Origin of the sequence: Micromonospora sp. NBC_00858 (genome assembly GCF_045207365.1) — a bacterium.
In the GTDB taxonomy this organism is placed as follows: Bacteria; Actinomycetota; Actinomycetes; order Mycobacteriales; family Micromonosporaceae; genus Micromonospora.
Genome location: NZ_CP108828.1, coordinates 2160252 through 2172729, shown reverse-complemented (window position 1 = coordinate 2172729; position 12478 = coordinate 2160252). Strand labels below are relative to the sequence as shown.

The window sequence follows — 12478 nt, the reverse complement described above, 5'->3', positions numbered from 1 at the left end:
CGAACCGAGTGGACACCGGCTGAACAGACAGCGCCGCCCCCGGCTGGTGGGCCGGGGGCGGCGTTGGTGTCGGTGTGCAGGTCGCCTCTCGGCGAGTGGCACGACGCGGCTCCAGCCGAACGGTGTTCCGCGAAGGCAATATAGGTGAGGCCCGGGGACACTGAGTCACACCGACACTGACCACAACCAGCCTCCGGCCGGCGATGTTCCCCTGGGCGACACCCGACCAGCCACGCCGAGATCTTGGACAGTTTCCGTTCACACGTGTCCAAGGTCTCGGCGTGGAGATGCCGCTGGCCGGCACCCCGGGTTGGGGGTGCCGGCCAGCGGTCGGTTCATGCGGTGATGCTGGTGTGGGTCAGCTGTTCCAGTACTGGCCGACCAGGTCGGTGGCCTGCTTCTCCCACTGGGCGTAGGCGTCCGGGTAGGCCGACACCTGCACGGTCTGCGCGGCGTCGGTCAGCGGCATGTCCTGCCACCCGTCAACCTGCTTCAAACCCTTGAGGAACGCGGTGGTCGAGTACTCAGGATCGGTGATCTGCTCCGGCGTACCCCAACCCGAGCTCGGCCGCTGCTGGAACAGGCCCAGCGAGTCGTGGTCGTTCATGTCGCCGAGGTGGCCGAGGTTCTCCAGCTTCGACTCCTGCAGGCTCGTCGCGATCGAGATGACCGCGGCCCGCTCCGGCAGACCAGCCTTCTTCGTCGCCGCGATGATCGCCTTCACGTTGGCGGTCTGCTCACCGTTCAGGTCGATGCGGGACTGCTCACCCTGCGGCGAGACCGACTGCACGGCCACGGCGGCGGGCTTGGTGTCGACGGGGGTGGCGGCGTGCGCGGCGATCGGACCGGCGAACACACCACCGGCGAAGGCCAGACCAGCAACGGACAGCACACTCTTACGCATGATCGTGTTCATGGGGGTAGCTCCTTCACGGGGGTAAACACCCAAACCGACCGGGGGATCGGCATCACGGGTGCGAGCACCTCGTCCGGCGCTAACAAACAACAAGGGGGAAAGTCTTTTCGGCGGCCTACAAGCGGGGGGCTCGTGGCGCCGGGTCTGTGTGTAACGACCGCGGGGCCGACATCATTCCGGGCTGGCCCATCCGCCGGCACCCTGTCGAGCGGGGCGCGGGGGCGGTCGTTCAGGGGATCTGCAACGACCGGCGGGCCGAGGTCATCCGGCCTGGCCCATCCGTCGGCACCCTGGTGGAGCGGGATGCTGGGTGCGGTCGTTCGGGGATCTGTAACGACCGGGCTTGGCCTGGCATTCCAACCCCGGGGGTTGGGGCGGCGGGCCGTGGTACTGCGATCGTCAGGGTATGTAACGACCCCGGGCCGGCCCCCATTCCGGCCGACGGGTGCAGCCAGTCACACCCCAGAGACCCCCGATAACGGACATTCGACGCCCGGACCGCCCACCGCTCCCGGCGTCAGCCGGGACATTCACACCCGGACCGCCCCGCTCCCGGCGTCAGCCGGACATTCGACGCGATCGGCCACCGCTCCCGCCGTCAGCCGGACATTCGACGCGCGCTCGACCACCGCCCCCGGCGCCAGCCCGGGCCGGCTGGCCATGGTCAACTCCAGATCGCCGACATGGGGGCATCACCGCGGCGGGATACCGCGACATCGCCGACACCGAGTCGATCACCTCACGCCGCACCGGCAGGCGGGCTCGTCAGGTGCCCAGGTAGCGCACCACGGCGCGGACCCGATGCTGGTAAGCGGACACCGAGCGCCACAGAGGGATCGTGGCCATCAGGACGCCAGAGAGAACCACCACCCGAGACGGGTGCTTGGCGGTGGTCAACTCCAGATCGCCGACATGGGGGCAACACCGCGCCGGGATACCGCGACATCGCCGACACCGAGTCGATCACCCCGAAACCTCGCGACCCGGCCCGGGGTCGACAACACCCGTGATACCTCACAGGCATATTTATGCCTCACAGGTATCACGCCAACAACAGCGACCGACCGGAAGACGAGGGTTGGGCTGGGGCTGGGGCCGCCCAGCGACCGGGACAGACACGGAAGGGACCCCGCCCCACCCACGGAACGGCACGGCGGGCCATCGACCCGGACGCCCGCCCGAACCGCGCCATACCGCACTCAACAGCGTCAACAGAGACGAAGGCGGGAACGGCGTGAGCGACACCAGCATCAGCGGGCGTTACCCTGACACCATGCAGGCCGTCTCCCCCACCGCGACCGGCGTGGCCTTCCTGGCCCGCCCGGGTCGCCCTGCCGTGGTGGCGCGGACGCTCGCTGAGCTGCACGGCCCCACCCGGGGCGTGGTGGAGCTGCCGGTACGGCTGATGTGGAACGCCGAGCGCACCTTCGACCTCGGCGACCCCGACCAGCTTCTCTGGATGTACGAGAACGTGCTGCGGGAGACCACCCGCGCCGAAGACCTGCGCGTCCTGATCAATGGGCGGACGCTGCGGCGGGTGTGGCGGCTGCTCAACCTGCCCCGGGGCGTACGCCAGGCGTGGGAGAGCCGGCACCGCGGCCTGCGGGCGGCGTGATCTCCCCGCACCTGCACGAGTTCTACCGGGAGGTAGCCCGGGTGGCGCTGGCCGCGGCCGGGCCGTACCGATTTGTGCTGGGCGGCGGCGTGGCCTGGGCCGCGCACGGCCTGGTCGCCCGTCCCACCGAGGACGTGGACCTCTTCGCCGACGTGGAAGGTGCCGCGGCGGCGGCCTCTGCGGGGGTACGCGTGGCGCTGGAGCGAGCCGGGTTCATCGTCACTGACGCCGACCCGGACAGTGATCTGGGCGAACTGTTCGACGGGTACGACCGGGACATGAAGGACTTCGTGGTGAGCCGGGACGGGCGGCAGATCCGGCTCAGCCTGGCCCGGCTCGACCGGCAGCAAAGCCCGGTGGTGATGGACCTCGGCCCGGTGATGGACGTCCGCGACCTGGTGGCCAACAAGATCGCGGCGCTGGTCAACCGGCGGGAGGTTCGTGACTTCATCGACGTGGCGGCGGCCCTGGAGCATTACGACGTGACCGAGCTGCTGGAGTTGGCCCGGCAGGTCGACCCGGCGTTGGATCCGGCGGACGTGCGGGCCGCGGGGCGTTACCTGGACCGGCTGCCCGACGCGCGTTTCGGGCGCTACGGCCTGGGCCCCACCGACGTCGCCCAAGTCCGGCAGCGCCTCGGCGCCTGGCCACGCTGACCGGGTCGACCGTGGCCTGGATTCGGCCCGCCTACCCACGATGGCTGCCGAGACGGGTGGAAACCGGCGGGGCTGGCGTGGCGGGAGTGACGGCTGCTGGTTATGGTGCGCGAGGCGCCCACGAGGCGCGTCCACCCCCATGGAAAGGCATGTCATGACCTCTCCCTCCGGCCCGTCGCGTCGCCAGGTGCTCGCCGCCGCGGCCGCGGCGGCGACCGCCCCGCTGATCGCCGCCGCGCCTGCGCAGGCGGCCGGCCCGGCCCGGTCACGTACCTGGGACCTCACCCTCCTGGGCACGTCGGACACCCACGGCAACGTCTACAACTGGGACTACTACCGCGACGCCGAGTACGACGACAGCCGGCAGAACGACATCGGCGTGGCGAAGCTGGCCACCCTCATCAATCAGATCCGCCGGGAGCGGCGCGGCAAGGCGACGCTGGTGCTGGACGCCGGCGACACCATCCAGGGCACGCCGCTCGCCACGTACTACGCCAAGCAGGAGCCGATCACGACCACCGGGGAGAAGCACCCGATGGCCCGGGCGATGAACATCATCGACTACGACGCGGTGACCCTGGGCAACCACGAGTTCAACTACGGCCTGCCGCTGCTGGACCTGTGGATCCGCCAGCTCGGCTTCCCGGCGCTGGCCGCCAACGCGGTCAACGCGAAGACCGGCAAGCCGGCCTTCCTGCCGTACGTCATCAAGAAGGTCTCCCTCGGTTTCGCCGCGCCGACGCTCCGGGTCGGCATCCTGGGGCTGACCAACCCCGGCAGCGCCATCTGGGACAAGGGCAACGTCGAGGGCAGGCTGCGGTTCGACGACATGATCGCCACCGCGGCGAAGTACGTACCGATCATGCGGGCCCGGGGAGCGGACATCGTGCTGATCTCCGCGCATGGCGGCGACAGCGGCACCTCCAGCTACGGCCCGGAGTTGCCGAACGAGAACCCCACCGCGCTGATCGCTCAGCAGGTGCCGGGGATCGACGCGATCCTCTTCGGTCACGCCCACAACGAGGTCGTGGAGAAGTTCGTCACCAACGAGCGGACCGGCGCGCAGGTGCTGCTCTCCGAGCCGTCGAAGTGGGGCCAGCGGCTCACGCGGATGGACTTCACCCTCGCGCGTGAGCGCGGCCGGTGGACGATCACCAAGAAGGCCGCCACCATGTTGAACACCAACACGGTGGTGGAGGACCCGAAGGTGCTCGCCGCCGTGCGGGGCCAGCACCAGAAGACGGTGGCGTACGTCAACCAGGTCGTGGCACAGGCCACGGTCGGGATGTCCACGGTGGAGTCGCGGTACAAGGACACCCCGATCCTGGACTTCATCAACCACGTTCAGGCCGAGACGGTCACCACCGCGCTGGCGGGCACGCCGTACGCCAGCCTCCCGGTGCTGTCACAGGCCTCGCCGTTCAGCCGCACGGCGGTCTTCCCTGCCGGTGACGTGAAGATCCGCGACGTCGCCGGGTTGTACGTCTTCGACAACACCCTTGAGGCGGTCGTGCTCAGCGGCGCCGAGGTGCGCGCGTACCTGGAGTATTCGGCGAAGTACTTCCGCACCCTCGCGCCGGGTGCACCGGTCGACCTGGAGCAGATCAGCGACTCGACGGTGCCGGACTACAACTACGACGTAATCTCCGGCCTGGACTACGACATCGACATCTCCAAGCCGGTGGGCCAGCGGATCACCCGACTGGTGCTGCCCGGCACCGACACCCCGGTCGCGGACAACGCGCAGTTCGTGGTGGCGGTGAACAACTACCGGCGCAGCGGCGGCGGCAACTTCCCCGGCATCGTGAAGACCCAGGTCTACAACGCGCAGCAGGAGATCCGCCAGCTGCTCATCGACTGGGCGCAGGCCAGGGGGACGATCGACCCGGCCGACTTCTTCCAGCCCAACTGGCGGCTGGTACGCGAGGGCGTGCCGGTCTTCTGATCGAGGAGTACCGGTTTGCGGACCGGTACTGATTGCAGCGGGCCGCGGGTGGTGACACTCGCGGCCCGTTTTCGCGTTCTCAGCCGGCGTGGCGCAGGTTCCAGTGGACCATGTCGTCGAACGGATCGGGCTGGTCACTGCGCGAATCGCTCTCGGTCAGCTCCACCCGCTCGTCGGGGCGGACGGCCGGCGGGAGCTCCCCGAACCGTACGTGGCGCAGGAACGCGTACTCGTCATCGGTGAACGGCTGCTCGGCCATCAGCACCCCCTCTGCTCCCCCGTCATTGTCCAGCGTTCGGAGCGCTTTCCACCACCAGTCCGGTCGGCGCGATCTGCGCGCCATTCGGGTACGGGCGGTCACACCGCCTAGGGCATCCTAGGATCCTGGATTAATGGCAAGGGCGGGCAGGTCGGCGCGGGTCGGCAGGTCAACGTCGTCAGGTCACGGGCTGGCCGGAGCGCGCGGCCGGCGAGGGCCGGGCAGCCGATCCAGCACCGCGAGCGCCGCCCGGATCGGCCGACGTCCCAGCATCTCGTCGAAGCTCGCCCGGCCCTGACAGAACTGGACGAACATCCGCCACCCCGGCGGGGTCGCCAACAGGGCGTGGAACATCTCCGGGCGACGGGTGAACAGGTCGAGCAGCCGGTACCCCGCCCGCATCGACGGCACCAGACGCTCGGCCACCGCCCGCTCGTACCCGGCCAGGTCACCGTCGGCGACCGCCGCGCCGGCCAGCTCGCCGGAGCGCAGCGCGTAGCTGATGCCCTCCCGGCTCCACGGCTCCAGCAGCCCGGCCGCGTCCCCCACGACCAGCACCCGGCCGTGCCGCAACGGCGAATCCTCGCTGCGGCAGCGGGTCAGGTGACCGGAGTCGTGCTCCGCCGGCAGGTCGGTCAGGCCCAACCGGTCGACGAACCGCCGCAGGTAGTCGCGGGTCCCCTCCCCCGCGCCCCGGCCAGCGATCACGCCGACGGTCAACCGGTCGCCCTTGGGAAAGACCCACGCGTAGGAGCCCGGCATCGCACCCCAGTCCAGCAGCAGTCGCCCCCGCCAGCGCTCCTGCTCGGCGGGCGGCACCGGCACCTCCAGTTCCAACCCCAGGTCCACCTGCTGGTACTGGACCCCCACGTGCCGAGCGGTCACTCCCGAGGAGCCGTCCGCGCCGATCACCGCGCGGGCAGCGAGCGTCGTACCGTCGGCCAGCCGCAGGCGTACCCCCTCTGGGTCCTGTTCGATGGCGCGGACCGCGACCCGCTCACGCATCTGCGCGCCTGCGGCGACCGCCGCCGCGCGGAGCCGGTCGTCGAACTCCTCGCGGCGCACCATCGTCACCACCGGGCTGTCGTTGCGGCGGGTGAACTCCCGGCGGCCGTCGCGGGTGAACGTCACCCGGTCCACCCGGTCGTGCGCGGGCACCTCGATCCGGTCCCGCACGGCTGCCAGCGAGGTGCCGATCAGGCCACCGCCGCAGGTCTTGTACCGCGGGTGCGCGGCCCGCTCGACAACCAGGGTGCGGACGCCGGCGCGGGCGGCGGTGTGTGCCGCGGAGAGCCCGGCGGGGCCGGCGCCGACGACGACGAGATCCCAGACGATCACGGATGCAGCCTATGGCACCCCCGCCCGCCGACCCCGCCACGGCACCGTTCGAGGACCGCGCCGACCGCCCGATCGGGTGGGCATCTTCGGTCACGCAGGGGGTATCCGACGCGGCGCAACCGTCTGCGCAGAGGCGGACGAGCGAAGGAGGAGATCATGCCGCAGGTGCAACTGTCGGAGATCGAGCAACGGGTGTACCAGGCGGTCACCGCCCTCGAGGCGCGCGGGCAGGTACCGTACCCGGACCTGATCGCCGAGGAGTCCGGGCTGACCGATGAGCAGCTGCAGACCACGCTGCATCTGCTCACCGAGAAGGGCCTGCTGCACCGCGAGGATTCGCCGATGGCGGGCCTCGACTTCGGTCCACGGTTCTGCGCCCGCCAGATGGCGTGACCCGAGGAACCACCCGCGACGATTCGTCCCCCGCCGACCGGGGTAGCGGTCAGCAATGCATGATCGACGGTCAACGGGGAGCCCGATGAGTGCGGCCCAGACGCCGCAGCCCCTCGACGCGGCGGAGAACCGGCGACGCTGGCAGGCCGTCGGCGTCGGGCTGGTCGCCGCATTCATGACGCTGCTCGACGTGAGCATCGTCAACGTCGCGGTGCCGTCCATCGACCGCGCGCTGCACGCCTCCCCGAGCGACCTGCAGTGGGTCCTGTCGGGGTACGCGCTCACCTTCGGGCTGGCGCTGGTGCCGGCCGGCCGCTTCGGTGACGCCCGTGGCCGGCGCAACGCATTCGTCTTCGGCATCGTGCTGTTCACCGTCACCAGCGCACTCGCCGGCCTGGCCACCTCCCCGACGTGGCTGGTCCTCGCCCGACTGCTCCAGGGCGCCGCCGCCGGCGTGGTGAACCCCCAGGTGATCGGGCTGATCCAGCAGCTGTTCCGGGGGCCGGAACGGGCCCGCCCGTTCGGGCTGCTCGGCGCCACGATCGGTATCTCCACCGCCGTCGGCCCGCTGATCGGCGGACTGCTCATCGCCATCGGCGGCGAGGAACACGGGTGGCGGTGGGTCTTCTTCGTCAACGTGCCGGTAGGCATCGTGGCGGCGATCCTCGGCTGGCGGCTGCTGCCCGGCCGCCCCGAAGGGCAACCGGACCGGCGCCGGCTCGACCCGATCGGCGTGCTGCTGCTCGGCGTGGGCGTGGTGCTGATCCTGCTGCCGCTGGTCCAGGAGCAGCAGTGGCGCACCCCGTGGAAGTGGGCACTCATTCCGGCCGGTCTCGCTGTGCTGGTCGCCTTCGGGCTCTGGGAGCGGTGGTATGCGCGGCACCGCGAGCCGCTGTTCGACCTGCGGCTGTTCAACTTCCAGTCGTACACCCTGGGGTCGCTCATCGCGCTGGTCTACTTCGGTGGCTTCACCGCGATCTTCTTCATCTTCACCCTGTTCCTGCAGAACGGCCTCGGCTACAGCGCGCTCGTCGCCGGCCTGGCCATCACGCCGTTCGCCCTGGGCTCAGCCGCGGCCTCCGTGTTGGGCGGACGGATCGTCAACCGTTTTGGCCGGCCACTGGTCGCCATCGGGCTGCTCGCCGTGGTGATCGGGTTGGCGGGAACGGTCGTCGCGCTGCGCCTCGCGCCGGACGCCCCAGCGCCGTGGGTCACCGCCGGCCCGCTGCTCGTTGCCGGCCTCGGCAGCGGGCTGGTGATCGCCCCCAACCAGACGCTCACCCTCGCCCAGGTGCCGGTACACCAGGCGGGCAGCGGCGCCGGCATGCTCCAGACCGGTCAGCGGATCGGTGCTGCGGCCGGCATCGCCGCCGTCGGCTCGATGTTCTTCTCCGAGCTGGCCGACAGCCGAGGCAACTGGACCATGGCCTTCGAACAGTCACTCATGCTGGCCGCCGGGATCATCGGGCTCGCGCTGATCGCCGCGCTGATCGACATCCTGCGCACTCGCAACCACACCAGGAACTGACAACCCCAGGGGTACGCCGCCAGCGACGACACGTCTGGGCGTGAACATGCCGCTGGCCGGCACCCCAGATTCGGGGTGCCGGCCAGGTCGGTGTCACGGGGTTGTGCGGTGGGTCAGCTGTTCCAGTGCTCGCCGACGAAGTCCGCGGCCTGCTGCTCCCACTGGGCGTAGGCGTCCGGGTAGGCCGACACCTGCACGGTCTGCGCGGCGTCGGTCAGCGGCATGTCCTGCCACCCGTCGACCTGCTTCAGGCCCTTGAGGAACGCGGTGGTCGAGTACTCAGGGTCGGTGATCTGCTCCGGCGTACCCCAACCCGAGCTCGGCCGCTGCTGGAACAGGCCCAGCGAGTCGTGGTCGTTCATGTCGCCGAGGTGGCCGAGGTTCTCCAGCTTCGACTCCTGCAGACTCGTCGCGATCGAGATGACCGCGGCCCGCTCCGGCAGACCAGCCTTCTTCGTGGCCGCGATGATCGCCTTGGCATTGGCGGTCTGCTCGTCGTTCAAATCGATGCGCGACTGCTCGCCCTGCACACCGTGCGGGATCAGCTTGCTCGCATCGGGCTTGTCGGCCTGCACCGCAACGGCGACGGGCTTGCCGTCGACGGGGTTGGCGACGTGGGCGATCGGGCCGGCGAAGATGCCACCGGCGAAGGCCAGACCAGCAACGGACAGCACGCTCTTACGCATGATCGTGTTCATGGGGGTAGCTCCTTCACGGGGGTAGACACCCAGCCGATGGGGGTCGGCATGCGGGTGCGAGCACCTCGTCCGGCGCTATCAACAACAAGTCTTTCGGCGGCCCATGGGCGGGGGGCTCGTGGCGCCGGGTCCATGTGTAACGACCGCCGGGCCGGGGTCATTCCGGGTTGGCCCGTCCGTCGGCACCCTGTCGAGGGGGTGCTGGTGCGGTCGTTCGGGGATCTGTAACGACCGGGCTTGGCCTGGCATTCCAACCCGTTGAGTCGGGGCGCCGGGCCGTGGTGCTGCGATCGTCAGGGTATGTAACGACCCCGGGCCGGCCCCCATTCCACCGCACGGGTGCGGCCGGTCACAGGACACAGAATCCCTATACCGGATATACCACCCGGGCGTCACGGCGTCAGACCGGGCGGTGGCGGTGATCGACTCGGTATCCCCGACATTGGGGCATCCCGACGCCATCACACCGCAACGTCGCCGACACCGAGTCGATCAGCCCAACGGCGCGGTCCGGGCCAGGGTCGACAACCGGGGCCGTCGAACGAGCGCCGCGCGCACGAACACCAGGGTGCAGAAGGGCTGGCGCCCGTCGGAGTGCTCCGACGGGCGCCAGCCTGAGGTGAGATCCGGGCACTGCCCGGTCACGGTGCCGATCAGTGCGCGGCCCCGCCGAAGCGCTGGCGGCGACGCCAGGCCAGCGTCAGCAGCAGCATGACCGCGCCGGCGCCGACAAGGCCACCGCCGAGCTTCATGGGCGTGCCGATGCTGTCACCCGTGACGGGCAGCGGCTGCTTCTTGTGCAGCACCCGCAGCTCGGTGCTGGCGGACCGGTCGGACTCCCGGCCGGTGGCGGTGAAGGTCAGCAGGCCCGTCACGGACGGCTTGTAGCTCTTGGTGAACCGGCCCTGGCCATTGGTGTACGCCGTGAAGCTCAGCGGCGCGCTCGCCTGGTACGCCACCGGAGCCATGGCCACGGTGCTGCCGTCGCTGCGGCGGGCCGGCGCCTGGCCGGCTGCCGGGGCGGCCAGCGGCGTGACCGTCACGACGATCTCGACGGTCTCGGTCCGACCGAAGCCGGTGCCGGTCAGCACGACCGTCTCGCCCAGGAAGATCGTCGGCCGGTTGACGGTCAGCGACGGGGGCGCGGGCACGTACGGCGGCGGTTGAGGCGTGTCCGTCGTCGTCGGCTGCGGCTGCGGCTGCGGCTGTGCCGCCCCCGCCGCGGTCGGCACGGCCACCACGGCCAAGCCGACCATGAGCGCCATGATGATGCGGGATAGCCGCATGATTGGTTCCCTCCTACGGGTCACAGCTTGCTGCGGAATGAACTTGGGTGGTCCAAGGGCTGGCGGTGGGGGTCAGCCACAGCTCGGCCTGTCCGACGCCGGTCTTGGCGGTCAACAGGGTGACCTCCAACGTGCGTTCGGCGCCGGGGCTCGCCTCGACGTTGGCCGTGGCGACCTGGCGGCGCCGTTCGGTACCGCTGCCCATTGCGATCTCCGTGCCGTCGAGCCGAGCGTCGAGCACACTCCCGCCCGCTGGGCTGAAGATCGACACCAGCGTGCGCATGGTGTACGGATCCCCCGCCATGCCGAGGCCGAGGACCGACTCACTGAGTCCGGACTTCGGCGCCGTCGAGCGCAGAGTCACCCGCAGCCGGAGCTCGCGGCGGCCGTCAGGCTGGCATTCGCCCACCGTCAGGTTCGCCGTCGGCCGCAGGTAGTAGCCGAGCTTCGCGCCGCTGCCGTCGTTGAGGAACACGCCGACCGTCGGCACGGTGTCCTGTTCCGGAAGCGTCCCGGCCATCCGGCTGTCGCCGATTGTCCGTTGTTCCTCCGGTCGGGCACTCCAGAACAATATCCGGCGTTCCGTGATAGCACGGTCGAATGCGGACAACAACATCTTTGGGTTGACATTCTTCCTAAAGAACGCATCAAACACCGCGGCGGAGGACGCCGCGAAGAACGCGTCCTGCTGCCGGACGTCCAATCGCTGGTAGGTCTCGTTGAGCAGGGTCTGCACGACCTTCTCGCTGGCCAGCGGGACGCCACCGGGCACCAGCACCGGGCCGGTCGCCTTGAGCAGGTAGGACAGCACCACCGGGTCGACGGCGAGCACACCGTCGACCGTGGTGCCGGTCTTGCGGCGGAACATCTCCCGGTAGAGCGTGGCGGCGGTCGGGAAGTGCGGGGTCAGATTGACGTCGGCGGGATACATGCCGGGCAGGTCGGTCCAGAGGGCCCGGGTCTCGGCGGGCAGCTTCAGGGGCGGGTTGAACTGGCCCAGGGAAGCGCTGCTGCCCTGCTTGCCCATCCGGACCTGGCCCTTGTCGGCCTCGATCATCGCGTACGCCCCGAACATGCCGCCGGTGGCGCGGAGCTCGGCCGGGTTCTGCGAGACCAGCAGGTACCGTCGCGGGCCGTTCGCGCCGAGCAGCGGCGGCAGCAGCCGGGCGCCCTGGTCGGCGGCCGAGGTGAGACTGGCCAGTCGGTCGATCTCGCCACGCAGGTCGGTCAGCGCCTGCCGGATCTGGTTGACCAGCCGGTCGGCGGGCACCGCGGCCAGGTCGCCGCGGGTGCGCTGCACCGCGTCGTCCACCCGGGACAGCTCGCCGGAGACCGCGGTGAGCCGGGCCAGGTCCAGCCGACCCCCGGTGGGCACCAGGCTGGTCAGGTCCGTCCGCAGCAGCGTCGGGAACGCCTGTCGGGCCAGCTCGTCGATGGCCACGGCGATCCGCCGGACGGCGTCGACGTCATCGCCGGCGATCGGGGTACGCCGAGCGAGTCGCCAGCCCGGGTCAGCGGTTGCGGCCCGGGCCGCGCCGGACTGCTCCTGGAGGGCGGCGAGGGTCCGCAGGGCGCGGTCGGTGTCCCCGCCGACCACCTGGGCGCTCAACTCCCGGGCCAGGCCGGCGGCGTTGAGCAGGTGGGCCCGCGCCTGCCAGCCGCGGAAGCCGATCCACCCGCCGGTCGCCAGCAGCAGCGAGCCGACCACCAGGGCGCCAAGGAGGGCGCGGCGCAGTCGGGCTCGCCGGCGGCGCCGTGACCGGCTTCGCCGCCGGCGCGGTCGTTCGCTCTCCTCCGTCACACCACACTCCCGTCTGCCCGGAACCGGACAGAAGGTCCGATAT

The 12478-nt window shown here is 70.5% G+C and carries 11 protein-coding genes; 5 read left to right on the top strand and 6 right to left on the bottom strand.

Annotated elements, in window-relative coordinates:
* Positions 1-358: 358 nt before the first annotated feature.
* Positions 359-916, bottom strand: a complete 558-nt coding sequence (locus OG990_RS10220) for a hypothetical protein (RefSeq protein ID WP_328424600.1) — start codon at positions 914-916, stop codon at positions 359-361.
* 1273 nt (positions 917-2189) lie between these two features.
* On the opposite strand from OG990_RS10220, the gene OG990_RS10215 reads away from it, so the two are divergent.
* The 3 genes from OG990_RS10215 (at position 2190) to OG990_RS10205 (ending at position 5132) form a co-directional block, all read left to right on the top strand.
* Positions 2190-2531 (top strand): hypothetical protein, encoded by a 342-nt coding sequence (locus OG990_RS10215; RefSeq protein ID WP_328426616.1) that lies wholly within the window; start codon positions 2190-2192, stop codon positions 2529-2531.
* Positions 2528-3187 carry a nucleotidyl transferase AbiEii/AbiGii toxin family protein gene (locus tag OG990_RS10210; RefSeq protein WP_406080074.1) on the top strand — a complete coding sequence of 220 codons (660 nt, stop codon included), beginning with the start codon at positions 2528-2530 and terminating at the stop codon, positions 3185-3187. The genes OG990_RS10215 and OG990_RS10210 overlap by 4 nt, the downstream gene beginning before the upstream one ends.
* Positions 3188-3341: 154 nt before the next feature.
* Positions 3342-5132, top strand: coding sequence for a bifunctional metallophosphatase/5'-nucleotidase (locus tag OG990_RS10205; protein ID WP_406080072.1), 1791 nt, complete (start codon positions 3342-3344; stop codon positions 5130-5132).
* Positions 5133-5211: 79 nt separating this feature from the next.
* Here OG990_RS10205 and OG990_RS10200 read toward each other — a convergent pair whose 3' ends face one another.
* Entirely contained in the window at positions 5212-5391 is a 180-nt protein-coding gene (locus tag OG990_RS10200; RefSeq protein WP_386981820.1) for a hypothetical protein, read from the bottom strand.
* Positions 5392-5574: 183 nt separating this feature from the next.
* Complete coding sequence (locus OG990_RS10195) at positions 5575-6729, bottom strand: geranylgeranyl reductase family protein (protein WP_406080070.1); 1155 nt, start codon at positions 6727-6729, stop codon at positions 5575-5577.
* Positions 6730-6885: 156 nt separating this feature from the next.
* On the opposite strand from OG990_RS10195, the gene OG990_RS10190 reads away from it, so the two are divergent.
* Both OG990_RS10190 and OG990_RS10185 read left to right on the top strand, forming a co-directional pair.
* A complete protein-coding gene (locus tag OG990_RS10190; RefSeq protein WP_355611221.1) occupies positions 6886-7122 on the top strand; it encodes a hypothetical protein in 237 nt (78 codons plus the stop codon).
* 85 nt (positions 7123-7207) lie between these two features.
* A complete protein-coding gene (locus OG990_RS10185) occupies positions 7208-8650 on the top strand; it encodes an MFS transporter (RefSeq protein ID WP_406080068.1) in 1443 nt (480 codons plus the stop codon).
* A 113-nt stretch (positions 8651-8763) separates the two neighbouring features.
* On the opposite strand, the gene OG990_RS10180 is transcribed toward OG990_RS10185, so the two are convergent.
* The 3 genes from OG990_RS10180 to OG990_RS10170 form a co-directional block, all read right to left on the bottom strand.
* Positions 8764-9348, bottom strand: coding sequence for a hypothetical protein (locus tag OG990_RS10180; protein ID WP_406080066.1), 585 nt, complete (start codon positions 9346-9348; stop codon positions 8764-8766).
* A 653-nt stretch (positions 9349-10001) separates the two neighbouring features.
* Positions 10002-10634 (bottom strand): hypothetical protein, encoded by a 633-nt coding sequence (locus tag OG990_RS10175; RefSeq protein ID WP_406080065.1) that lies wholly within the window; start codon positions 10632-10634, stop codon positions 10002-10004.
* 13 nt (positions 10635-10647) lie between these two features.
* Positions 10648-12435: a DUF4012 domain-containing protein gene (locus OG990_RS10170; protein ID WP_406080063.1), complete on the bottom strand. Its 1788-nt coding sequence runs from the start codon at positions 12433-12435 to the stop codon at positions 10648-10650.
* Between the last annotated feature and the right edge of the window lie 43 nt (positions 12436-12478).

What these genes read in the sequence shown, in the direction of transcription:
- OG990_RS10185 (WP_406080068.1), top strand. Translation starts at nt 7,208, where the DNA reads ATGAGTGCGGCCCAGACGCCGCAGCCCCTCGACGCGGCGGAGAACCGG.
- OG990_RS10215 (WP_328426616.1), top strand. Translation starts at nt 2,190, where the DNA reads ATGCAGGCCGTCTCCCCCACCGCGACCGGCGTGGCCTTCCTGGCCCGC.
- OG990_RS10200 (WP_386981820.1), bottom strand. Translation starts at nt 5,391, where the DNA reads ATGGCCGAGCAGCCGTTCACCGATGACGAGTACGCGTTCCTGCGCCAC.
- OG990_RS10180 (WP_406080066.1), bottom strand. Translation starts at nt 9,348, where the DNA reads ATGAACACGATCATGCGTAAGAGCGTGCTGTCCGTTGCTGGTCTGGCC.
- OG990_RS10190 (WP_355611221.1), top strand. Translation starts at nt 6,886, where the DNA reads ATGCCGCAGGTGCAACTGTCGGAGATCGAGCAACGGGTGTACCAGGCG.
- OG990_RS10205 (WP_406080072.1), top strand. Translation starts at nt 3,342, where the DNA reads ATGACCTCTCCCTCCGGCCCGTCGCGTCGCCAGGTGCTCGCCGCCGCG.
- OG990_RS10220 (WP_328424600.1), bottom strand. Translation starts at nt 916, where the DNA reads ATGAACACGATCATGCGTAAGAGTGTGCTGTCCGTTGCTGGTCTGGCC.
- OG990_RS10175 (WP_406080065.1), bottom strand. Translation starts at nt 10,634, where the DNA reads ATGCGGCTATCCCGCATCATCATGGCGCTCATGGTCGGCTTGGCCGTG.